Here is a 22730-nt window from a genome sequence, read left to right as displayed (position 1 = left end):
GGCCGGTAAGATCGAGGGTCAGGTTCGTATCCCCCACCCGTCCAGCCAGGAAGGTGCATCGTGAGCACGCAGCAGACGACCGAGGACCAGGGGCGCAGGAGCGGCGAGGTCCGCAACACCCGCCAGCGGCGCGCGGTCGAGGAGACCCTCGCCGTCCTCGAGGACTTCCACTCGGCGCAGCAGCTGCACCGGATCATCAACGACGCCGGCCAGCGGGTCTCGCTCGCGACCGTCTACCGGATCCTCCAGTCGCTCGAGGCCTCGGGCGAGGTCGACACGCTCCAGGGCGCCGAGGGCCAGGCCCTGTACCGGCGCTGCGCCGCCGAGGAGCACCACCACCACCTGCTGTGCCGCAGCTGCGGGGCCGCGGAGGACATCGAGGCCGACGCCGTCGAGCGCTGGGCCCGGGAGACGGGTGCGGCCTTCGGCTTCACCGACGTGCAGCACACGGTCGAGATCACCGGTCTGTGCGCGCGCTGCTCGCAGCTTCCTCCGGACGCCCGGGGTCACCAGGCCGGGTGACGCCGTCAGAGCGGCCGGTCGGTCCGCCGGCGTGCGGCCCGTCCGCGCGCCCGGCCTCTCCGGGGCTGTCCGGCCCGCCGGAACCGTCCGGCCGGCCCGCCCCGCCGGATCGACGCGACCGGCCGGCCCCGCCGGCCCGGCCCGACTGGCTGAAGCGGCGCCGCAGCGCCCCCACCGCACGGCAGACCGCGTAGATCGCGAACGAGATGGTGGTGACGTACGGGCTGATCGGCAGCGAGCCGGCCAGCGCCAGCAGGATCCCGCCGACCATCGACAGCTCCGCGAAGAGCACCGCGAGCAGCACGGCCTTCAGCGGGGAGGCGGTGACCCGCACGGCCGCCGCGGCCGGGGTGATCAGCAGCGCCATGACCAGCAGCGCCCCCACCACCTGCACCGACAGCGCCACGGCGATGCCGGTCAGCAGCATGAAGGCCAGCGAGAGGCTGCGCATCGGCACGCCCTTGGCCGCCGCGACGTCGGGATCCACGCTGGCGAAGGTCAGAGGCCGCCAGATGACCAGCAGCGCGCCGATCACGACGACGGCGCCCACCGCCATCTCGAGCGCCTGCGCCCGGTCCACCGAGACGATCTGCCCGGTCAGCAGCGAGAACTTGTTGGCCGAGCGCCCCTGGTAGAGCGCGAGGAACAGGATGCCGAGCCCCAGGCCGAAGGGCATGAGGGTCCCGATCAGCGCGTTGTGGTGGCCCGCGCGGGCGCCCAGCAGGCCGATGACCAGCGCCGCCGCGACGGAGCCGGCGAGCGAGCCGGTCACGACGTCGAACCCGAGCAGCAGCGCCAGGGCCGCCCCGGCGAAGGAGAGCTCGGCGATGCCGTGCACGGCGAAGGCGCCGTCGCGCATGAGGATGAAGGTGCCGATGACGCCGCCCACCAGGCCCAGGATCGCCCCGGCGAGCACCGACTGGCTCAGCAGGTGCAGCAGCTCCCCGTAGCGGTCGAAGACGAAGACGCGGTCCCACAGCCCCGACAGGGCGAGGACGGGTGCGATCGTTGCGGTGACCATGGTCAGGCGCCTCCTTCGACGTCGTGGGCGTGGCAGTCCTCCGCGCCCTCGCCGGGGCCGGCCCCCACGACGACGTACCGGCCGTTGACCTTGACGACCTCGACGCGCGCGCCGTACAGCGCCGAGAGCGCGCGGGTGGTCATGACGTCCTCCACGGAGCCCGCGCGGAACCGGCCGTTGGCGAGGTAGAGCACGCGGTCGACGTCGTCGATGATGGGGTTGATCTCGTGGGTCACGAAGACCACGGTCGCGCCGGACTCCCGGCGGTACTCCTCGATGAGGCGGCTGACCGCCTGCTGGTGGTTCAGGTCCAGGGAGAGCAGCGCCTCGTCGCACAGCAGGATCCGGGGGCGGGAGGCGAGGGCCTGGGCCACGCGCAGCCGCTGCTGCTCGCCGCCGGAGAGCAGCCCCACCGGGACCGAGGCGTACTCGCTCGCGCCCACGCGCTCGAGCAGCTCGTCGACCCGGCGGCGCCGCGTAGCGGAGAACAGGCCGGGCCCCCAGCGGTGGCCGTCCACGCCGAGCCCCACGAGGTCCCTGGCGCGCAGCGGCGCCTCAGACGGGAAGGGCCGCTGCTGCGGGACGTAGCCGATCTCCGGGTTTCCCCGGCGGGCGGGCCGGTCCAGGATCCGCAGCGAGCCGCCGGACAGCCCGATGAGGCCGAGCATGGCCTTCAGCAGGGTGGACTTCCCCGATCCGTTGGGTCCGAGGACGGCGAAGTACTCGCCCTGCTCGATCTCCAGGTCGAGGCGGCTCCAGAGGGTGCGCTCGCCGAAGGACAGCGAGGCGTTCTCGAGCCGGACGCTGGGCGTCTGATGCGTGGTCACGGGGCGGGGATGCTCCTCGGGTGGGGGTCGGATCGGGGGGCAGATTAGGGGCGGATCGGGGCGGGGCGCCGGAGCCGGACGCGGACCGGCCCGCCCCGGCCCAGGTTACTCCCCTCGGGCGGGACGGGCCGTCGCGGGCCGGGGGCGGATCACACGGCGTCGGCCACGTGGTCGATGTTCTGCCCCATCCAGCCCAGGTAGTCCTGACCCTCCGGGATGGTCTCGGTGAAGGAGACGGTGGCGACGCCGTCGGACTCCGCGGCGTCCAGGACCTGGCGGGTCTGGCCGGACTCGGTCTGCTCGTTGAAGGCCAGCAGGTTCACCCCGCCGGAGGACAGCTGGTCCAGCACGTCCTGGAGGGTCGCTGCCGGGACGTCGTTGCCGTCCTCGATCGCGGCGACGAAGTCCTCCGGCGTCACGTCCTCCATGCCGGTGGAGTCGAGGAGGTAGCCGGGCACGGGCTCGGTGGCGAGGTAGCTCTTGCCCTCGCCCTCGATCCCGGACGCCCGGTCCTTCAGCTCGTCCAGCTGGCCGCCGAAGTCCTCGGCGTTCTGGCGGTAGGCGTCGGCGCCGTCGGAGTCGAGGTCGCCGAGGTCCGAGGCGACGCGGTCGGTCACCTCGCCCATGACGTCCAGGTTGTACCAGACGTGCTCGTTGAACTCGCCGTGGTCGTGGTGGTGCTCCTCGCCGTCCTCGCCCTCGGCGTGCGCCTCCTCCGAGTGGTCGTGCTCGTGGTCCTCGGGCTGCAGGCCGGAGACCTCGACGGCGTTGACCACCGTGGCGCCGGAGTCGGCCGCCAGGTCCTCCATGAACTGGTCGTAGCCGCCGCCGTTGAGCACCACGAGGTCCGCGTCCTGGACCGTGAGGCGGTCCTGGGCGGTGGCCTCGTAGGAGTGCGGGTCCTGGCTGGTCGAGGAGATGATCGGGGTGACCTCGACGCCGTCGCCTGCGACGTGCTCGACGACGTCCGCGTAGACGTTGGTGGTGGTGACGACCTTGAGGCCCTCTCCCCCGCCGCTGGCATCGCCCGAGGCCTCCGTGTCCCCTCCGGAGCAGGCGCTCAGGGCGAGGGCTCCGGCGGCGGTCAGGGCGAGCAGACTCGGGATACGTGCGGATCGCATGGGGTGTCCTCCAGGGGGTGCCGCCGGGGCGGCTCGGCGAATGGTTCTCATCTGCAGGCAAGTGTACTCAGATGCGAACGGTTCACAATTAAGCCCCGGTTTATGCGTGACCGGGCGGACCAGGGGCCGGCGCCCCGGCCACAGGTCCCGGTGCGCACACGGCGCCCCCGGCTCCCGGTCCTCCCGCACGGACGGTGACCCCGCCCCTAGTCCTCCTGCACGTACGGCGTGCCGCCGCGCCGCCAGCCCATCGCCTGCGTCGAGTCCTTGACCTCGCCGATCAGCTCCTCCAGCACGTCCTCGAGGAACAGCACCCCGATGGTCTCCCCGGAGCGCTCGACGACGCGGGCCACGTGCCCGTGCGTGCGCTGCATCGTGGCCAGGGCGTCCTCCACCGCGGCGTCGGGCCGCAGGTTGATCAGCGAGCGCACGCGGGTCAGCGGCGTCGGCTGCCGGTAGCGCTCCTCCGGGATCGAGAGCACGTCCTTCACGTGCAGGTACCCCAGGTAGGTGCCGTCCTCGGACTGCAGGACGAAGCGGGAGAAGCCCGTGCGCCCCACGGCCTTCTCCAGCTCGTAGGGCGAGCAGTCGGAGGGCAGGGTCACGAGGCTCTCGGTGGGCACCATGACCTCGCGGACCGACTTCTCGGAGAACTCCAGCGCGCCCGAGAGCATGCCGTCCGCGTCGGTCACCAGGCCCTCCGCGGTGGACTCCTCGAGGATGGTCTGGAGCTCGTCGACCGTGAAGGTCGAGGAGACCTCGTCCTTCGGATCCACGCGCATGAGGCGCAGCGCGTGGTTGGCGATCCAGTTCATCATCGCGATGAGCGGCCGCACGATCCGCGAGACCAGCACCAGCGGCGGCGCGAGCCACAGCGCCGCCTTGTCCGCGACCGAGACGGAGATGTTCTTGGGCACCATCTCGCCGAAGATCACGTGCATGTAGGTGACCACCAGCAGGGCCAGCAGGAAGCCGGTGACGTCCGCGCTCGAGGAGCTGAGGCCGAGCGCCATGAGCGGCTCGGCCACGAGGTGGTGCACCGCGGGCTCGGCGACGTTGAGGATGACCAGCGAGCAGACCGTGATGCCCAGCTGGCAGCACGCGAGCATGAGGGAGACGTGCTCCATCGCGTACAGGACGGTCTGCGCGCGCTTGTTGCCGGCTTCCGCGAGCGGCTCGATCTGCGAGCGGCGCGCCGACATGATGGCGAACTCGCTGCCCACGAAGAAGGCGTTGCCGATCAGCAGGATGACGAACCAGCCCAGGGCTGCCCAGTCGTTCACGCGCGATCACCCCCGTCCCGCCGCTGCGGGGCGGGCCGGCTCCCGACGGCGCGGCTCGGCCCGGGGTCGATCATCAGCGTCTCCTCCGGGCCGTGCTCGGCGGGCGTGAACAGGATGCGATCCACGCGCCGGTGGTCCATCCGCTCGACCTCCAGGAAGCCGGTCTCGATCGCGACCCGGTCCCCGACCTCGGGGATCCGGCCCAGCCGGTCCATCATGAACCCTCCCATGGTCTCGAAGGCGGGGTCGTCGTCGATGTCCAGCGGCGTGACCCGCTCGGTGACCTCGTCGGGGCGCAGCAGGCCCGGGAAGTGCCAGCGGCCGTCGGCGGTCTCCAGGACGCCGGGGACGGCGCGGTCGTGCTCGTCGGCGACCTCGCCCACGATCTCCTCCACCAGGTCCTCCAGCGTCGCGATGCCCGCGGTCCCGCCGTACTCGTCCAGCACGACGGCGACCTGCAGCGCCCCGGCCCGCAGCTGCCGCAGCAGCGCGTCCAGGTGGATGGTCTCCGGGACCCGGAGCACCTCCTCCATGAGCGCCCCCGCCTCGACCAGGTCGCGCCGCTCGGGCGGGACGCCCACGGCCTTCTTCAGGTGCACGACGCCGCGCACGTCGTCCTGGTCGTCCTCGAACAGCGGGAAGCGCGAGTGCCCGGTGCGGCGCGCCTCCGCGATGACCTCGCGGACGCTGTCGGTGGTGGGCAGCATGCTCACCTGCCGCCGCGCGGTCATGACGTCCGAGGCGGTGCGCTCGGCGAAGGTCAGGGTCCGGGAGACGAAGTTGGCCGTGCCGGCGTCGAGCGTGCCCAGGTCCGCCGAGCGGCGCACCATCGAGGACAGCTCCTCGGGCGAGCGGGCGCCGGAGAGCTCCTCCTTGGCCTCGAGCCCCAGCAGGTGCAGGACCTTGTTGGCCGTGCCGTTCATGATGACGACGAAGGGCTTCATGACGGCGGTGAAGATCAGCTGCGGCCGGGCCAGCGCGCGGCCCACCCGGTAGCCCACCGAGATCGCGAGGTTCTTGGGGATCAGCTCGCCCATGGACATCGACAGCAGGGTCGCGATGCCCATCGACACCGCGAAGGTCAGCGGGGAGGTGACGGACGCGGGCAGGCCGATCGCGGCGATGCTGTCGCCGAGCAGGCCCTGCAGGCCGACGTCGAGCGTGTAGCCGGTCAGCAGCGTCGTGATGGTGATGCCGAGCTGGCAGCTGGAGAGCTGGGTCGAGAGCGAGCGCAGGCAGCGCAGCAGCGGCTCGGCCTTCGCGTCGCCCTCCCGGATCTTCCGGGAGACGGTCGACTGGTCCAGCGCCACCAGGGAGAACTCCACCGCGACGAAGAACCCGTTGCCGAGGATCAGGATGAGCCCGGCCAGGATGAGGAACCACTCCACGGCTCAGGCACCCGCCTCGGGGACGACGCCGCGGCGCAGGGCGGTGCGGGACGCCGCGAACGGTGCGCCGGGACGGGGATCGCGGCCCCGCGCCGGCGCGGCGGGTTGTGGAGGCTCGGGGTCGGAGCAGGTCAGGGGTACGTCCATAGCGTGTTCCATTCTAGCGAGTCGGCCCGGGGCGGGATCTCATTCCCAGGACTGGGCGCGCGCCCGCCCCTCGTCGTACCCGGCGGCGGACTGGACGCCCACGATCGCGCGCGCCCTGAACGCCTCGAGCGAGGCGGCGCCGGCGTAGGTCATCGAGGAGCGGACCCCCGCGGTCACGTGGTCGAGGATGTCCTCGACGCCGGGGCGCCGCGGATCCAGGTACATGGCGGAGGAGGAGATGCCCTCCTCGAACATGGTCTTCCGGGCCCGCTCGAAGGCCTCGTCCGCCCGGGTGCGGTGGTGCACCGCTCGGGTCGAGGCCATGCCGAAGCTCTCCTTGTAGGCGCGCCCCGAGGCGTCGGTCAGCAGCTCGCCGGGCGACTCGTGGGTCCCGGCGAGCCACGAGCCCACCATGACCTGGCTCGCGCCGGCGGCCAGCGCGAGCGCGACGTCGCGGGGGTACTTCACGCCGCCGTCGGCCCAGACCCGGGCCCCCAGGGCGCGGGCGGCCTCGGCGCACTCGAGCACCGCCGAGAACTGCGGGCGCCCGACCGCGGTCATCATCCGCGTGGTGCACATGGCCCCCGGGCCGACGCCGACCTTGACGATGTCCGCCCCGGCGTCGATGAGGTCCCGCGTGCCGTCGGCCGTGACGACGTTGCCCGCCACGACCGGGACCGCCGGGGAGACCGAGCGCACCGCGGCCAGCGCCTCGACCATCTTCAGCTGGTGGCCGTGGGCCGTGTCCACCACGAGCACGTCCGCGCCGGCCCGCAGCAGGGCGTCCGCCCGCCCGGCGACGTCGCCGTTGATGCCCACCGCGGCGGCCACGCGCAGCCGCCCCCGGTCGTCCAGCGCGGGCCGGTAGATGGTGGAGCGGACGATCCCGGCCTTGGACAGCACGCCCACGTAGCGCCCCTCGCGGACCACCACGGCGAGGTCGACGCCGGCCCGCTCGCACCGCGCGAAGACCTCCCGCAGCGCCGCGCTCCGGGCCTCCCCGCCCCACTCCGCGTCGCCGCCGATCTCCGCCTCCTCCACGGTCAGCGGGATCGGCGCCATGATGGACCCGACCTCGGCGTGCCGGTCCACGGCCTGGGACTCCTCGGGGCGCACCAGGCCCACGGGCCGGCCCTGCTCCCCCACGACCACCGCGGCGCCGAAACTGCGCTTGGTCATCAGCTGCAGGGCCTCGTGGACCGTGTGGGAGGGGTCGAGCGCGATCGCCGACTCGGCGATCGGGTGGCAGGACTTGACGCCCGCGAGGATCTCGGCCGCGAGGTCGGACGGGACGTCCTGCGGCAGGACGGCCAGACCGCCGCGCCGGGCCATGGTCTCCAGCATCCGCCGCCCGGTGACGGCGGTCATGTTCGCGGCGACGACGGGGACGGTCGCCCCCGTGGCGTCGTCGGCGGCCAGGTCCGCGTCGAAGCGGGAGGTCACCCGCGAGTTCGAAGGGACCAGGAAGACGTCGTTGTAGGTCAGGTCGGTCTGAGGGGTCGTGATGAAGCGCACGTCGCCATGGTAGCGCGAGCACCCCCGCGCGGGTCCACGTCCGGGACGGACCGGCCCTCCCGGGGGTCACGCAACGAGCCCCCGGGCCCGCGGTTTCGCGGATCCACCGCGTCGGAGTAGATTCAGTCCACGCGACTCTAATAGACTCGTGTGGAGTCACGCACCGCCCCGCACCGTCGCGGGGCTGGGAGACTCACGGATGACACGCGCAGCGACCGCCCCGCGGTGCGCCGCGCTGTGTGGGGATCCCGCGGGAGGGTGCGCGGGCTGAGCAACTCAGCTGCAGCAACGAATGAGCCAACGGAAGAGGCGTTAAGAAGTGCCAGAACAGCCACATCACCAGATCCCTGAGGAATTTGCCGGCAACGAGTGGCTCGTGGACGAGCTGTTCGAGCAGTACCAGCAGGACAAGAACTCGGTGGACGAGAAGTGGTGGCCCATCTTCGAGTCGATGGCACGCGAGGAGGGCGGCGCCTCGACGTCGGCCCCCGCCTCCCAGGGCACCGCCCCGGCCCCGAGCAAGCAGCAGCCCGCGCCGGCGCAGAAGGCCGCCCCGGCCCAGAAGCCCGCTCCCGCGCAGAAGGCGGCCCCGGCCCCGAAGCAGGCCGCGGCGCAGAAGCCCTCGGGCACGGCCAAGCCCACCACCACCGGGGACGGCAAGGCCAAGCAGGAGACCGAGAAGAGCGACGAGAAGGGCCAGCAGACCAAGGCCTCGAAGCCCATCCCGGCGCAGCTCCCCGAGTCCAGCCGCGGCGAGGACACCGAGGACGCGGCCAAGGTCGTCTCCCTGCGCGGCCCGGCCAAGGCGATCGCGACCAACATGGAGGAGTCGCTCACCGTCCCGACGGCGACCACCGTGCGCGCGGTGCCGGCCAAGGTGCTGATCGACAACCGCACCATGATCAACGAGTACCTGCGGCGCTCCCGCGGCGGGAAGATCTCCTTCACCCACCTGATCGGCTACGCCGTGGTGCGGGCCCTCAAGGAGTTCCCCTCGCAGAACGTCGTCTTCGGCGAGGACGCGAAGGGCCGCCCCGCCGCGGTCCACCCGGCGCACGTCAACTTCGGCCTGGCGATCGACATGCCCAAGCCGGACGGGTCCCGCAACCTGGTGGTGCCCAACATCAAGGGCGCCGAGACGATGAACTTCGCCGAGTTCTGGGGCGCCTACGAGGACATGGTCAAGCGGGCCCGCGACAACTCGCTCACGGTCGAGGACTTCAAGGACACGACCGTCTCCCTGACCAACCCCGGCGGCATCGGCACGGTCCACTCCGTGCCGCGGCTGTCCAAGGGCCAGGCCTGCATCATCGGCGTCGGCGCGCTGGACTACCCGGCCGAGCGCCGCGGCACCTCCCCCAAGGTGCTGGCGCGCGAGGGCGTCTCCAAGATCCTGACGCTGACCTCCACCTACGACCACCGCGTGATCCAGGGCGCCGGCTCCGGCGAGTTCCTGAAGCTGGTGGACCAGTTCCTGCTGGGCGAGGGCGGCTTCTACGACGAGATCTTCGAGGCCCTGCGCATCCCCTACGAGCCCGTCCGCTGGGCCGTGGACAACCAGGTCAACCCGGAGACCGAGGTCAACAAGGTCGCCCGGATCCAGCAGCTGATCCACGCCTACCGCGTGCGCGGCCACCTGCTGGCCGAGACCAACCCGCTCGAGTACGTGATGCGCAAGCACCCGGACCTCGACATCCACACCTACGGCCTGACCCTGTGGGACCTCGACCGCGAGTGGCCCACGGGCGGCTTCGGCGACGCCTCGAAGCTCTCCCTGCGCAAGATCGTGGACCTGCTCCAGGACGCGTACTGCCGCACCCTGAGCATCGAGTACATGCACATCGAGTCCCCGGACGAGCGCGAGTGGTTCCAGAACCAGCTCGAGCACGGCTACACCAAGCCGACCCGCGACGAGCAGATGCGCGTGCTGGGCAAGCTCAACGCCGCCGAGGCCTTCGAGACGTTCCTGCAGACCAAGTACATCGGCCAGAAGCGCTTCTCCCTCGAGGGCGGCGAGTCGCTGATCCCGCTGCTGGACTCGATCATCTCCGGCGCGGCGGACAACGAGCTGGCCGGCGTCGGCATCGGCATGGCCCACCGCGGCCGCCTCAACGTGCTGACCAACATCGCGGGCAAGTCCTACGCGCAGATCTTCCGCGAGTTCGAGGGCGAGCAGGACCCCCGCCTGGTCGGCGGCTCCGGCGACGTGAAGTACCACCTCGGCACCGAGGGCGTGTTCACCTCCGACAACGGCAACGAGACTCAGGTCTACCTGGCCGCGAACCCCTCCCACCTCGAGGCCGTGGACCCGGTCCTGGAGGGCATCGTCCGCGCCAAGCAGGACCTGCTGGACCAGGGCAGCCACGGCGAGCACGCCTACGGCGTCCTGCCGATCCTCATCCACGGCGACGCCGCCTTCGCGGGCCAGGGCATCGCCCTGGAGACGATGCAGATGTCGCAGCTGCGCGGGTACAAGGTCGGCGGCACGGTCCACATCGTGGTGAACAACCAGGTGGGCTTCACCACCACCCCCGGCGAGGGTCGCTCCTCGACCTACTCGACCGACGTCGCCCGCATGGTGCAGGCGCCGATCTTCCACGTCAACGCCGACGACCCGGAGGCCGTGGTCCGCGTGGGCCGCCTGGCCTTCGAGTACCGCCGCCGGTTCAACAAGGACGTCGTGGTGGACCTGGTCTGCTACCGCCGCCGCGGTCACAACGAGGCCGACGACCCCTCGATGACCCAGCCGCAGATGTACCGCCTGATCGAGGCGAAGCGCTCGACGCGCAAGCTCTACACCGAGGCGCTGGTGGGCCGCGGGGACATGACCCGCGAGGAGGCCGACCGGGCGCTGAAGGACTACCAGGAGCGCCTGGAGCGGGTCTTCACCGAGACCCACGAGGCCCAGACCTCCTCCATCCCCCTGGTGACCGGCGACGCCGCCGCGGTCTCGAACATCGAGCGCCCCGCGGCCCAGCAGATCGAGGACTCCGTCTACAACCCGGAGACCACGTCCGTCAGCGCCGAGGTCATCGAGCGCATCGGCGCGGCCTACACCGAGGTCCCCGAGGGCTTCGAGGTCCACAAGAAGCTCGCCTCGCTGCTGAAGAAGCGCGAGCAGATGTCCCGCGAGGGCAACGTGGACTGGGGCTTCGGCGAGCTGCTGTCCTTCGGCTCCCTGCTCATGGACGGCGTCCAGGTGCGGATGTCCGGCCAGGACGTCCAGCGCGGCACCTTCGTCCAGCGCCACTCGGTGCTGCACGACGGCCACTCCAACGCCGAGTGGATCCCGCTGCAGCACCTCTCGGAGGACCAGGCGAAGTTCATGATCTACAACTCCCTGCTCTCGGAGTACGGGGTCATGGGCTTCGAGTACGGCTATTCGGTGGAGCGGCCCGACACCCTCGTGGTGTGGGAGGCGCAGTTCGGCGACTTCTTCAACGGGGCGCAGACGATCATCGACGAGTTCATCAGCTCGGCCGAGCAGAAGTGGGCCCAGCGCTCCTCGCTGGTGCTCATGCTGCCCCACGGCTACGAGGGGATGGGCCCGGACCACTCCTCGGCCCGCATGGAGCGGTTCCTGCAGCTGTGCGGTGAGAACAACATGACCGTCGCCGTCCCCTCGACGCCGGCCAACCACTTCCACCTGCTGCGCCGTCAGGCCTACAGCCGGCCGCACAAGCCGCTGATCATCATGACGCCGAAGCAGCTGCTGCGCCTGAAGGCCGCCACCTCCTCGGTGGAGGACTTCACGCAGGGCGAGTTCCAGAAGGTCATCCCGGACGTCGCCGGGCTGAAGGACTCCGAGGTGGAGAGGGTCGTGCTCGTCTCCGGGCGCCTCTACTACGACCTCGCCGCGCGCCGCGACAAGCAGCAGCTGAAGAGCACCGCGATCGTGCGCGTCGAGCAGCTCTACCCGCTGCCCGTCGCCGAGATCAAGGAGCAGCTGTCCCGCTACTCCGGCGCCGAGGTGGTCTGGGCCCAGGACGAGCCCGCCAACCAGGGCCAGTGGCCGTTCATGGCCGTGAACCTGCTGCCCCTGCTCGACGCCGAGGTGCGGCTGGTCTCCCGGCCCGCCTCCGCCTCCCCCGCCACCGGCTCGGGGAAGCGCCACCAGGCCGAGCTCGAGCACCTGATCGTGCAGGTCTTCGAGTAGGATCGGCCCCCGCGCGAGCGCGGGATCGCGAGGGCCCCCGCACCGGTGATTCGACATCCGTCGTGTCGGGGCGGGGGCCCTCCGGCGTGAGAGCATGGTCTCGAACGTCTATCGTGGAGCACTAGGAAGTCCCGCCCGAGCCGCCTCGCGGAGGCCCGGGCGGTTCGAGGACAACGGAAAGAGTCTCGTGGAGCAACGGAACATTCGCATCGTGGCGGTCGGCGACGACCTGCTGGCAGGCATCGGCGACCCCCGGGGACTGGGCTGGTTCGGCCGGGTCATGGCGCGCACGCCGCGCAACGTGGCGCCGCTGGCCTCCTACAACCTCGCCTCGCCCGGCGAGACGAGCGAGACCCTCAACGAGCGCTGGTTCGACGAGGCTGGCCGCCGGTTCGGCTCCGGCGCGGACAACCGCCTCGTGATCGCCCCCTCGACGCTCGACGTCGACACCGGCATCACCAACGCCCGCAGCCGGCTCAACCTGGCCAACATGGTGGACCTCGCCTCGCAGAACAACATCAAGGTCCTGGTCGTGGGGCCTCCCCCGACCCTCGACGCCGAGCGCAACCGCCGCATCGCGGACCTCTCCGCGGCCTACGCGGACGTGACCACGCGCCGTCGTCACGTCTACGTGGACACGTTCAACCCGCTCCAGCACCACGAGCAGTGGCGCCAGGACCTGGCCTCCAACGACGGCCGCCCGGGCCAGGCCGGCTACGGCCTCATCGCCTGGCTGGTGCTCCACCGCGGCTGGTACTCCTGGCTGCAGCTGCCCGAGCAGCGCTGAGCCGCGCCGCGCGGGCGCCGCGCGGGACGGCAAAGGTGCGCCGGTCGCCGGCGCTGTGGAAGAATGGTCGTTCGTGCCTGCGCCGCCCCCTTCCCGGGGCGAGCTCGGGCGGACCAGCAAGCAATCGCGCCGGCCCCCGGGGGCTCGACGCGGGTGAAGGAGGCTCCCATGAGCAAGCGTGGACGTAAGCGCAAGGATCGCCGGAAGAACAGCGCCAACCACGGCAAGCGGCCCAACTCCTAGGGTCGACGCCGGGTGCGGCACCGGCCGCGCACGAGAACGGGGCCGGGACGAGCTGAACGCTCGTCCCGGCCCCGTTTCGTCTCCCCCGACCGGAGGCCTCTCGCCTCCGGCCCGGGTCGCCGCGCGGACGCCGGGCGGGGTCTCCAGCGTCGGGCGGCGTCGCTGGTGGCCTAGCGGGAGCTGCTCACCCGGTGGGTGCCGCGCCCGTCCCCGACAGCGGCCTCGCCGTCGTGGCCGTGCGAGGCGGTCTCCGGGCTGGCGCGCAGGTCGTCGATGCGCTCGAGGATCGAGTGCTTCAGCGTCTCCGGGGCCGACTCGCAGCAGGATCTCTTGACCGCGGAGCGGATCAGGCACTCCAGGTCGTACTCCCGCGAGCAGGTCGCGCACTCCTCCAGGTGGGCCCTGATGTCGTGCAGATCTTCGGTCGAGAGGGCGCCGTCGAGGTACTCGTAGATGCGGCCCATCTGCTCGTCCCGGCAACCTCCCGAGTTCTGGCAATCGGACATGTTCCCTTCCTTTCTTCTCGTCCGGCGGATGACGCTCAACGGGTGCCGCCCCCCTTGGCGTCGTCCTTCTGACGGTCCTTGGCGCGGAAGCCGAGCTCGGCCGCGTAGTCGGCGAGCTGCTCGCGCAGCAGCCGGCGTCCTCGGTGCAGCCGGGACATGACGGTCCCGATGGGGATGTCGAGGATCTCCGCGATCTCCTTGTAGGCGAAGCCCTCGACGTCCGAGTAGTACACGGCCATCCGGAAGTCTTCCGGGATGCTCTGCAGCGCCTCCTTGACGTCCGTGTCCGGCAGATGGTCCAGCGCCTCGGCCTCGGCGGACTTCAGCCCGGTCGAGGTGTGCGCCGAGGCCTGGGCCAGCTGCCAGTCCTCCACGGTGTCGGTGTTGGCCTGCTGCGGCTCGCGCTGGCGCTTCCGGTACAGGTTGATGTAGGTGTTCGTGAGGATGCGGTACAGCCACGCCTTGAGGTTGGTCCCCGGCCGGTACTGATGGAAGGCCGAGAAGGCCTTGGTGTACGCCTCCTGCACGAGGTCCTGCGCGTCCAGCGGGTTGCGCGCCATCCGGAGGGCGGCCGCGTAGAGCTGATCGATGTACTGCATCGCGTCACGCTCGAATCGCAGCTTCCGCTCTTCATCGGACTCGTGAGACAGATCGACGGTGTTCACGGGTTCCTTCCGCCTCGACTGGGTGCTCTTCGCAGTCCATTCTAGGAGACCGGACGCCGCTGGCGCTCGGGGTGCCGCGCGGGTCGCCGGACCCGCCTCCGGTGCGATCGCTGTGCTCACGCGCCTCACCCCTCGCTTTCGTGTCGACTGCTGTTCGGTGCAACGGCCCGCGCCGCCCGCGTATTCCGCGCCCGGCCGTTCGCACACGACGAAACCGCGGCGCGTCCTGCCGGGGCGCGGGGGGCATCACCTAGGATGAGAGGAGTTCCTGGGTACGGCCGGGCCGGAGGCTCCGGCCCGGAATCCGTCCCACGAGGAGGAGGAGACATGACCATCGTCCGCAAGTTCGCCCGCCCCCTGCTGGCGACGTCCTTCATCTACAACGGCGTCGTCCGCTTCCGCTCCCCCGAGGGCGGCCGGTATCTCACCCCCGCCCTCGACGCCGCCGCCAAGGCCCGCCCGGAGCTCCGGGCGCTCAAGGGCAAGGAGCGCCTGATCGCCCAGAGCATCGCCGGCACCCAGATCGCCGCCGGCTCGCTCTTCGCGCTGGGCCGCTTCCCGCGCCTGTCCTCGACGCTGCTGCTGGCCACCGGCGCCATCAACACCTACATCGACTACCGGGCCGCGCCGACCTCCACCAAGGAGGAGAAGGAGGCGCGCCTGGGCCAGGGCCTGAAGAACGCCTCGCTCGTGGGCGCCGTCGCCCTCTCCTCGGTGGACACGGCCGGGAACCCCTCGCTGGCCTGGCGGGCCAGCAAGTTCGGCTCGGACGTCCGGAAGAAGTCCAGCCAGCTGGGCGACGACCTCAAGAAGAAGTCGGAGAACGTCCTGCACCACTGAGCCGCCCGCCGAGCCGCTCCACCACGACGACGCCCCCAGGACCCGCCGCCGCCCCCACCCGGGGGCGAGCGGGGACCGGGGGCGTCGTCGCGTCCGGGGCCGGGCTCGGCGACGATTCCGACCTCCGAGCTCGGCGACGATTCCGGCCCCGGGCGCGCGGATCGCGGCGGGCGGGGAACGGCGGACGCGGCCGGCGGCATCGTCCCCCACGCGCGCCTAGACTGGAAGGGACGCACCGTTCCCCGACCCCTGGACCCGCCCATGACCTCCGCCTTCCCCTCCCCCGCCGACGCCCCCGAGGAGCACTGGCCCGCGCCGGTGCACGAGCCCTCCGTGCCGATCGACGCCCGCGTGCGCGTCCCCGGCTCGAAGTCGCTGACCAACCGCTACCTCCTGCTCGCCGCGATCGCCGACGGCCCGAGCGAGCTCACCGGTGCCCTGGAGTCCCGCGATTCGCGCCTGATGATGGACGCGCTGGAGCCGCTCGGCGCCTCCTTCGTCCACGACGGCGACCGGCTGAGGGTCCTCCCCCTCCAGCGCGGACCCCGGGTGGACGCGGACCCGATGGACGCGGTACGGGCGGATGCCGACCCCGTGGACGCCGCCCCGGTGTCCGCGGACCCGGCGGATGCCGCCCCGGCGGGCGCCGCCCCGGTGGACATCGACACCGGCCTGGCCGGCACCGTCATGCGCTTTGTCCCCCCGCTGGTCGCGGCGCTGGGCGTCCCGGCCCGCTTCGACGGGGACCCGCACGCCCGGCGTCGTCCCATGGGGCCGGTGATCGAGGCCGTGCGCCAGCTCGGGGCCGAGGTCGACGACGAGGGGCGCGGCGCCCTGCCCTTCGCCGTGCGCCCCGCCGCGTCCGGGAGCGGTCGCCCGCAGACGCCCGGGGGCGAGGGTTCACCGGCTCCCGCCGTCGTCGAGATCGACGCCAGCGGCTCCAGCCAGTTCCTCTCCGCCGTCCTGCTCTCCGGCTGCCTCCTCCCCGGCGGCGTCCGGGTGCGGCACCGCGGTGAGTCGGTCCCGTCCCTGCCGCACGTGCGCATGACGCTGGAGGTCCTCGCCGAGTACGGGATCCGCACCGAGGACCACGGGGACGGCTCCTGGACGGTCCTGCCGGGCGTGCCGCGCGCGCACGACGTCGTGGTCGAGCCCGACCTGTCCAACGCCGGCCCGTTCGTGGCCGCCGCCGTGGTCACCGGCGGCAGCGTCGCGATCCCCGACTGGCCCGAGAGCACCACCCAGGGCGGGGACCACTGGCGCGAGATCCTACCCCGCTTCGGCGCCGAGGTGCGGCGGGACGGCGCGGACCTCGTGGTGACCGGAGACCCGGAGGCCGCGAGCGCGCTGCCCGGCATCGACATCGACCTCTCCGAGGCGGGCGAGCTCGCCCCCACCGTGGCCGCCATCGCGGCGCTGGCCTCGGGTCCCTCCCGGTTGACCGGCATCGCGCACCTGCGCGGGCACGAGACGGACCGTCTCAAGGCCCTGGTGACCGAGATCGAGCGCCTCGGCGGCGCCGCCCGCGAGCTGCCGGACGGCCTCGAGATCACCCGCGCGGTCGGCACCGGCGGGGTGTTCCGCACCTACGACGACCACCGGATGGCCACGGCCGCCGCGGTGATCGGGCTGCGCGTGCCCGGCGTGGAGGTCGAGAACATCGCGACCACCGCCAAGACGCTGCCCGACTTCCCCGAGATGTGGACCCGCATGCTCACCGGGGGCGGCGCATGAGCCCTGCCCGCAGGACCTGGGACGAGTCGGACGTGAGGATCCGGGCCAACAAGCGCGGCTCGCGCCCGCGCACCAAGGAGCGTCCCGCGCACGAGGACGCGGTGGTCGGCCGCGTCGTGACCGTGGACCGCGGGCGGTACACCGTGGACCTCGGCAGCGCGGGACCGGGCGAGCCCATCGTGGCCGTGCGCGCCAAGGACCTGCGCCGCACGCCCGTGGTGGTCGGGGACCTCGTGGGCGTCGTCGGCGACGTCTCCGGCGCCGAGGGCTCGCTGTGCCGGCTCGTGCGGCTCGAGGAGCGCTCGACCGTGCTGCGCCGCAGCTCCGACGACACGGACCCGATCGAGCGCGTCGTGGTCGCCAACGCGGACCAGCTGGTGATCGTCGTGGCGGCCGCCAACCCGACGCCGCGCACCGGCTTCATCGACCGCTCGGTGGTCGCCGCGCACGACGCCGGGATCGAGCCGCTGCTGTGCATCACCAAGACCGACCTCGCGGGCCCGGAGGCCCTGCTGGACTACTACGCCCGCTCGGGGCTGCGGGTGCTCACCAGCTCCCCCGCCGCCGACGCCGCGGAGGTCACCCGGGTCGGCCAGCACGAGACCCTCGAGCTCGAGCCCGGCCTGCTGGAGACCCTGCGCGAGGAGCTCGGGGCGCGCGTCTCGGTCATGCTGGGGCACTCCGGGGTCGGCAAGTCCACCCTGGTCAACGCGCTGACCGGCTCCGAGCGCTCGACCGGCGGGGTCAACGCCGTGACCGGCCGCGGCCGGCACACCTCCTCCTCCGCGCTCGCGCTGCACCCCGCGTGGGGCGGGGAGTCCACGTGGGTCATCGACACGCCGGGCATCCGCTCCTTCGGCCTCGCCCACGTCCCCCCGGAGTCGGTGGTGGCGGCCTTCCCCGAGCTCGCGCCCGGGGCCGAGCTGTGCCCCAAGGGCTGCACCCACGCCGCCGACGCCGCGGGCTGTGGGATCTCCGCGCTGGTGGCCGAGGGCGAGGCGGGCCCGTCCGGGCCGGCCCGGCTGGAGTCGCTGCGGCGCCTGCTCGGCGTCGCCCCGGAGGCCGGCCTGCCGGAGACCAAGGAGCTGGGCGCCAGCCCGGCGAGCCGCGAGTGGGATAGCCTGGAGCCATGAATCCCCGGACCCAGTACAACGAAGACCTGCGGCTCGCCCACGTCATCGCCGACGCCGTCGACAGCTACACCCTGGGCAGGTTCCAGGCGCAGGACTTCACGGTCGAGACCAAGCCCGACCTCACGCCCGTGACCGACGCGGACCGCAACGCGGAGCAGCTGATCCGCTCGCACCTGTCCCGCGCCCGCACGCGCGACGCGGTCCTGGGCGAGGAGTTCGGCTCGGTGGGCGCCTCGAGCCGCCAGTGGGTCGTCGACCCGATCGACGGGACCAAGAACTTCGTCCGCGGGGTGCCCGTCTGGGCCACGCTGATCGCCCTGCTCGACGAGGGCAGGCCCGTGGTCGGCCTGGTCTCCGCGCCGGCGCTGCAGCGGCGCTGGTGGGCCGCCAGCGGATCGGGCGCCTTCGCGGGCCGCTCCCTGGTGCACGCGCGGCGGCTGGGCGTCTCCGGCGTCGAGACCCTGGGGGACGCCTCGCTGTCCTTCTCCTCGCTCTCCGGCTGGGCCGAGCGCGGGATGCGGGATCGCTTCATCGGCCTGACCGACGAGGTGTGGCGCGTGCGCGCCTACGGCGACTTCTGGTCCTACTGCATGGTCGCGGAGGGCAGCGTGGACATCGCGTGCGAGCCGGAGCTGGCCCTGCACGACATGGCCGCCCTGGTGCCCATCGTCACCGAGGCCGGGGGCCGCTTCACCTCGCTGTCCGGCGAGGACGGACCGCACGGCGGGGACGCCGTGGCCACCAACGGCCTGCTGCACGACGCCGTGCTGGCCGGCCTGGGCGCGGGACGCACGGCCGGGGCCGGCGCGGACCTCGGCGCCTGAGCCGCCCCTCCCCCTACGACGACGGCGCCGCGGGTCGGTCTCCGGTCAGGAGTTGCTGTTGGCGTAGTCGTCGAGGCACTGCTCGAAGGCGGCGTTGTCGCTCTGCAGGTGGCTGCACTGCTCGTAGGCGTCCATGCCGTAGGAGAAGAGCACAGCCGAGAGGATCGCGACGACGATCGCGGCGATGGTGCCGAGCGCGCCGGTGATGATGCCCACGATCGGCATCGCCTTGCCGGCCCCCGGGGTCTTCTTGAGCTTGCGGATCGCCACGATGCCCAGGATGATCGCCACGATCGCGGCGATGCCGGGGACGACCAGCCATGAGAAGACCAGACCGACGATGCCGCAGATCAGGGAGGCCAGGCCCAGACCCCAGCCCGCGGGCCGGCCGGGCTTCTGACCGCCGTACTGGTCGTTGTACCCGGCGGCCTGCCCCTGGTAGGAGGGCGCGGCGTCGTGGCCGGAGTTCTGCGGGTTGTACTGGGGCGGGCCCTGGTTCGCGGCGCCGGGCTCCTGGCGGTGGGCGCCGTAGGAGGAGCCGCCGGTCTCGTGCTGGCCGTACTGGGGAGTACCGCCGCCGTCGGGGGTGTTGCGGGGAGCGTTCTCGTCTCCGGGCTGGTGTGACATGGGGTCCGTCTCCTCGTCGATCGTTGGTCGTTAGCGACTGACCGCACTAGTCGGAACTAGGGCGAGTGATCCGTCTCGACTATTCAAACACACGAAAAAATGCCCGGGCCGCAATGGCCCGGGCATTTTTCCCAATGATGTGGAGATGCGGGGAATCGAACCCCGGTCCGATGCGGCTTTGCCAGGTCTTCTCCGGGCGCAGTTCGCTTAACGGTGTTTTCGGCTCCGGCGCTCGCGCGAACGCGTCGCCGCCGAACCTATCCGCATCAAAATCCCCGGCTCCCCTGCGGACGTGGAGCCGAGTAGTGGCCTTCTAACTGATGTCAGACACCGGGCCGAAGGCGAACCCGGGCTGACAGACTGCTCTGGCTACTTACGCAGCGAGAGCGAAGTCAGTGCGCTTTTCAGATTTGGCACTTATATTTTTTGCAGAGAGCGTTTACGAGATGGCTCTGCATTCTCGGCCCGCTTCACCTGTCGCAACCGGCATCGTCGAAACCGATCATCCCCATATGCGATTGTCAATCAGCAATTCGTCTGAAGTTCTCGAAAGGCCTCCGAACGACTCCTCTATTCTACGCGGCGCGCGCCCCTTTGTGAAGCGAGGCGCTCAGCCGAGGTTGCGGTACCGCATGGCCCGCTGCGCCTCGCGCTTGTCCTGCGCCTCCTTGAGGGCCTGGCGCTTGTCGTACTCCCGCTTGCCCTGGGCCAGCGCGATCTCGACCTTGGCCTTGCCGTCGCGGAAGTACAGCTGGATCGGGACGATCGTGTACCCGGTCTCCTTGCTCTTCTGCTCGAGCTTGCGCAGCTCCTGCTTGTGCAGCAGCAGCTTGCGCCGGCGTCGGGCCGCGTGGTTGGTCCACGAGCCGTGGCCGTACTCGGCGATGTGGATGTTCTCCAGCCACAGCTCGCCGCGGCGGTCGAGGTGGCAGAAGCCCTCGACGATCGAGGCGCCGCCGTCCCGCAGCGACTTGACCTCGGTGCCCATCAGCGCGATGCCCGCCTCGTACACGGTGATCAGGTTGTAGTCGTGACGGGCCCTCCGGTTGGTCGCGATGACCTTCCGCCCGTCGTCGTTCTTCTTCTGTGCCATAGTGCTCTCGTCGTTCTCCCGGGCCGTCCGCCCGGGCGCGTGCTCGTGGAGGGGCGCCTAGGCGGCGTCGTTGCGCTGACCGGCCCGCCAGCGGATGCCGGAGTCGATCAGCGCGTCGATCCCGCCGTCCAGCACCGAGCTGGTGTTGCCCTCCTCGTGGTGGGTCCGCAGGTCCTTGACCATCTGGTAGGGGTGCAGGACGTAGGAGCGCATTTGGTCGCCCCAGGACGCCTTGACGTCGCCCGCCAGCTCCTTCTTCTTCGCGTTCTCCTCCTCCTGGCGCTGCAGCAGCAGCCGGGACTGGAGGACGCGCAGCGCGGCGGCCCTGTTCTGGATCTGCGACTTCTCGTTCTGCATCGACACGACGATGCCGGTGGGGATGTGGGTCATCCGCACCGCCGAGTCGGTGGTGTTCACGGACTGGCCGCCGGGACCCGAGGAGCGGAACACGTCCACCTTGATCTCGTTCTCCGGGATCTCGACGCTGTCCGTCTGCTCGATGAGCGGGATGACCTCGACCGCGGCGAAGGAGGTCTGGCGGCGCCCCTGGTTGTCGAAGGGGGAGATCCGCACAAGCCGGTGCGTGCCCGCCTCGACCGAGAGGCGGCCGAAGGAGTACGGGGCCTTGACCTCGAAGGTCGCGGACTTCAGCCCGGCCTCCTCGGCGTACGAGGTGTCCAGGACCTTGGTCGGGTAGCCGTTCTTCTCGGCCCAGCGCAGGTACATGCGCATCAGCATCTCGGCGAAGTCCGCGGCGTCGACCCCGCCCGCGCCGGAGCGGATGGTGACCACGGCCTCGCGGGCGTCGTACTCGCCGCTGAGCAGCGTCACGATCTCGAGCTCCGCGAGCGCCTTGCGCACCGACTCGAGCTCCTCGCCGGCCTCGCCGAGCAGATCCGGGTCGTCCTCCTCCTGGGCCAGCTCCACCATGGTCTCGAGGTCCTCGAGCCGGCTCCGGAGCCTGCCCAGCCGGTCCAGCTCGGACTGCTTGTGGGAGAGGCGGGAGGTGACCTTCTGCGCCGCCTCGGGGTCGTCCCACAGGTTGGGGGCGGCCGCCTCCTCGGAGAGCGCGGCCACGGTGGCCTGCAGCCCCTCGACGTCGCTCACCTGCTCGATGGACGCGAAGGTCCCTCGGAGGTCCTTGATCTGTGCGGGAAAGTCGATGGCGGCCATAGCTCACCAGTCTATCCGATCGGCGCGGCCTCGCGAGCGGCGGGCCGTTCGCCGGGCGGCCGGGTGGCTGCGTGGCCGGGTGGCCGGGTGGCTAGGCAACCGGGCGCCGGCCCGACGGTGAGGCGGCCGGGCGTCCGAGCCACCAGGCAACCGAGCGGGCGGGCGGCGAGGCGACCTGGCGGCTAGGCCGCGCCCGCCTCCGCCCGGCGCGGCGCGCGGCGCTCCCGCTGGGCCCGCCAGTAGCTGCAGAAGGTGATCCGCTCGTCGTCGTACCCGGCCTCGCGGGCCATCCGGCGAGCCCCGAGGGCCAGCTCGTTGCAGCCCACGGCGTACAGGGAGTCGGTCCCGCCGTCCCGCATCGCCTCGGCCAGGGCGGGCTCCCAGCCCATCCCCCGGTCCCGGGCGATCCAGGTGACCGAGGCGGCGCCGGGCAGGGCGCGCGCGTCGTCGTCCGTGGGGACCTCCGCGATCACGTCGGCGCTCACGCCCTCCGGCAGGTCGGCCAGGATGGCCTCGATGCCCGGAAGGCCGGTCTCGTCGCAGACCGCCAGGACCCGACAGGGGTCACACAGGCGGGTGAAGATGGTGCCCTGGCCCAGCACGGCGGCCCGGTCGCCCGGCGCCGCCGCGGCCGCCCAGCCGGCCGCGGTGCCCTCGAGCGCGCCCGCGGCGTCGCGGTGCAGGACGAAGTCGACGTCGAACTCCCAGTCCGGGCCGTCGCCACCACGGATCGCGCGGACCGTGTAGTTGCGGATCACGGCTCGGCTCTCCGGCGGCAGCCCCTGCCAGCGCTGGTACCAGCCGGCCGCACCGCCCCAGGGCGGGAGGAGCTCGGCGTCGCGCCGCCCGCCGGCCGGGAGGAACAGCCGGAACCACTGGTCGGCGCCCAGGGCCGGGAAGGGCAGCGGGTCGCCGGCGGACTCCGGGCCGAAGACCAGCCGCACGAAGGACTCCGAGACCGGCTCCACCCGGCGCACGACGACGCCGCGCACCCGGCACTGCGCCTCGGGCCCGGGTGCCTCCTGAGCTGCGGGACGTTCCGCGGCGGCTCGCTCGGCGACGGGGCGTTCTGCGACGGGTGCGGCGGTCATGGGGCTCCTTCTGAGGTGGGGTGCGGGCTGAGAC

General features: G+C 71.9%; 20 protein-coding genes, 1 other RNA gene and 1 pseudogene. 8 read left to right on the top strand and 14 right to left on the bottom strand.

The window, feature by feature from the left end; genetic code table 11:
- The first annotated feature begins 60 nt into the window (after nucleotides 1-60).
- Nucleotides 61-522 (top strand): Fur family transcriptional regulator, encoded by a 462-nt coding sequence (locus tag NBM05_RS07950; protein ID WP_254166381.1) that lies wholly within the window; start codon nucleotides 61-63, stop codon nucleotides 520-522.
- Here NBM05_RS07950 and NBM05_RS07945 read toward each other — a convergent pair.
- The 7 genes from NBM05_RS07945 to NBM05_RS07915 form a co-directional block, all read right to left on the bottom strand.
- Nucleotides 458-1543, bottom strand: a complete 1086-nt coding sequence (locus NBM05_RS07945) for a metal ABC transporter permease (protein ID WP_254166380.1) — start codon at nucleotides 1541-1543, stop codon at nucleotides 458-460. The genes NBM05_RS07950 and NBM05_RS07945 overlap by 65 nt on opposite strands.
- Before the next feature lie 2 nt (nucleotides 1544-1545).
- Nucleotides 1546-2370, bottom strand: a complete 825-nt coding sequence (locus NBM05_RS07940) for a metal ABC transporter ATP-binding protein (RefSeq protein ID WP_254166379.1) — start codon at nucleotides 2368-2370, stop codon at nucleotides 1546-1548.
- Between the two features lie 149 nt (nucleotides 2371-2519).
- On the bottom strand, nucleotides 2520-3491 hold the full coding sequence (locus NBM05_RS07935; protein WP_254166378.1) for a metal ABC transporter solute-binding protein, Zn/Mn family: 972 nt from the start codon (nucleotides 3489-3491) through the stop codon (nucleotides 2520-2522).
- A gap of 206 nt (nucleotides 3492-3697) precedes the next feature.
- Nucleotides 3698-4774, bottom strand: a complete 1077-nt coding sequence (locus tag NBM05_RS07930) for a hemolysin family protein (protein ID WP_254166377.1) — start codon at nucleotides 4772-4774, stop codon at nucleotides 3698-3700.
- Entirely contained in the window at nucleotides 4771-6162 is a 1392-nt protein-coding gene (locus NBM05_RS07925; protein ID WP_254166376.1) for a hemolysin family protein, read from the bottom strand. Before NBM05_RS07925 ends, NBM05_RS07930 begins: the two co-directional genes overlap by 4 nt.
- A gap of 3 nt (nucleotides 6163-6165) precedes the next feature.
- A complete protein-coding gene (locus tag NBM05_RS07920) occupies nucleotides 6166-6309 on the bottom strand; it encodes a hypothetical protein (RefSeq protein ID WP_254166375.1) in 144 nt (47 codons plus the stop codon).
- A 39-nt stretch (nucleotides 6310-6348) separates the two neighbouring features.
- Nucleotides 6349-7824, bottom strand: a complete 1476-nt coding sequence (locus NBM05_RS07915; protein ID WP_254166374.1) for a GuaB1 family IMP dehydrogenase-related protein — start codon at nucleotides 7822-7824, stop codon at nucleotides 6349-6351.
- Between the two features lie 319 nt (nucleotides 7825-8143).
- Between NBM05_RS07915 and NBM05_RS07910 the strand changes: the two genes are divergently transcribed.
- From NBM05_RS07910 to NBM05_RS15895, 3 genes are all read left to right on the top strand, one after another.
- The gene (locus tag NBM05_RS07910) at nucleotides 8144-11980 is read left to right on the top strand and encodes a multifunctional oxoglutarate decarboxylase/oxoglutarate dehydrogenase thiamine pyrophosphate-binding subunit/dihydrolipoyllysine-residue succinyltransferase subunit (protein WP_254166372.1); all 3837 of its coding nucleotides are present in this window, start codon (nucleotides 8144-8146) and stop codon (nucleotides 11978-11980) included.
- Between the two features lie 187 nt (nucleotides 11981-12167).
- A complete protein-coding gene (locus tag NBM05_RS07905; RefSeq protein WP_254166370.1) occupies nucleotides 12168-12767 on the top strand; it encodes a GDSL-type esterase/lipase family protein in 600 nt (199 codons plus the stop codon).
- A 168-nt stretch (nucleotides 12768-12935) separates the two neighbouring features.
- Nucleotides 12936-13010, top strand: coding sequence for a 50S ribosomal protein bL37 (locus tag NBM05_RS15895; RefSeq protein ID WP_371858574.1), 75 nt, complete (start codon nucleotides 12936-12938; stop codon nucleotides 13008-13010).
- Between the two features lie 260 nt (nucleotides 13011-13270).
- Here NBM05_RS15895 and rsrA read toward each other — a convergent pair.
- Together rsrA and NBM05_RS07895 are read right to left on the bottom strand one after the other, a co-directional pair.
- A pseudogene (rsrA, locus tag NBM05_RS07900) lies at nucleotides 13271-13516 on the bottom strand (mycothiol system anti-sigma-R factor); the annotation flags it as partial.
- A 35-nt stretch (nucleotides 13517-13551) separates the two neighbouring features.
- Nucleotides 13552-14181, bottom strand: coding sequence for a sigma-70 family RNA polymerase sigma factor (locus tag NBM05_RS07895; RefSeq protein ID WP_254166368.1), 630 nt, complete (start codon nucleotides 14179-14181; stop codon nucleotides 13552-13554).
- A 327-nt stretch (nucleotides 14182-14508) separates the two neighbouring features.
- On the opposite strand from NBM05_RS07895, the gene NBM05_RS07890 reads away from it, so the two are divergent.
- From NBM05_RS07890 to hisN, 4 genes are all read left to right on the top strand, one after another.
- Nucleotides 14509-15021 carry a DoxX family protein gene (locus NBM05_RS07890; RefSeq protein WP_254166366.1) on the top strand — a complete coding sequence of 171 codons (513 nt, stop codon included), beginning with the start codon at nucleotides 14509-14511 and terminating at the stop codon, nucleotides 15019-15021.
- Between the two features lie 261 nt (nucleotides 15022-15282).
- On the top strand, nucleotides 15283-16755 hold the full coding sequence (locus NBM05_RS07885) for a 3-phosphoshikimate 1-carboxyvinyltransferase (RefSeq protein WP_254166365.1): 1473 nt from the start codon (nucleotides 15283-15285) through the stop codon (nucleotides 16753-16755).
- Nucleotides 16752-17888, top strand: coding sequence for a ribosome small subunit-dependent GTPase A (gene rsgA / locus NBM05_RS07880; RefSeq protein WP_254166364.1), 1137 nt, complete (start codon nucleotides 16752-16754; stop codon nucleotides 17886-17888). The genes NBM05_RS07885 and rsgA overlap by 4 nt, the downstream gene beginning before the upstream one ends.
- The gene (gene hisN / locus NBM05_RS07875; RefSeq protein WP_254166363.1) at nucleotides 17885-18712 is read left to right on the top strand and encodes a histidinol-phosphatase; all 828 of its coding nucleotides are present in this window, start codon (nucleotides 17885-17887) and stop codon (nucleotides 18710-18712) included. Before rsgA ends, hisN begins: the two co-directional genes overlap by 4 nt.
- A gap of 45 nt (nucleotides 18713-18757) precedes the next feature.
- Here the strand turns inward: hisN and NBM05_RS07870 are convergent, their stop codons facing one another.
- The 5 genes from NBM05_RS07870 to NBM05_RS07850 form a co-directional block, all read right to left on the bottom strand.
- Nucleotides 18758-19339 (bottom strand): DUF4190 domain-containing protein, encoded by a 582-nt coding sequence (locus NBM05_RS07870; protein WP_254166362.1) that lies wholly within the window; start codon nucleotides 19337-19339, stop codon nucleotides 18758-18760.
- Nucleotides 19340-19476: 137 nt separating this feature from the next.
- Nucleotides 19477-19849: a transfer-messenger RNA gene (gene ssrA, locus NBM05_RS07865) on the bottom strand.
- 100 nt (nucleotides 19850-19949) lie between these two features.
- Nucleotides 19950-20432 (bottom strand): SsrA-binding protein SmpB, encoded by a 483-nt coding sequence (gene smpB / locus NBM05_RS07860; RefSeq protein ID WP_254166361.1) that lies wholly within the window; start codon nucleotides 20430-20432, stop codon nucleotides 19950-19952.
- A gap of 57 nt (nucleotides 20433-20489) precedes the next feature.
- Nucleotides 20490-21605, bottom strand: a complete 1116-nt coding sequence (gene prfB / locus NBM05_RS07855) for a peptide chain release factor 2 (RefSeq protein ID WP_254166360.1) — start codon at nucleotides 21603-21605, stop codon at nucleotides 20490-20492.
- Nucleotides 21606-21787: 182 nt separating this feature from the next.
- Entirely contained in the window at nucleotides 21788-22696 is a 909-nt protein-coding gene (locus NBM05_RS07850) for a siderophore-interacting protein (RefSeq protein ID WP_254166359.1), read from the bottom strand.
- Nucleotides 22697-22730: the final 34 nt, after the last annotated feature.

Origin of the sequence: Rothia santali (assembly GCF_024199905.1) — a bacterium.
GTDB classification, from domain to species: domain Bacteria; phylum Actinomycetota; class Actinomycetes; order Actinomycetales; family Micrococcaceae; genus Rothia; species Rothia santali.
Note: the sequence above shows the minus strand (reverse complement) of the source record. Positions and strands in the feature narration are given on the sequence as shown.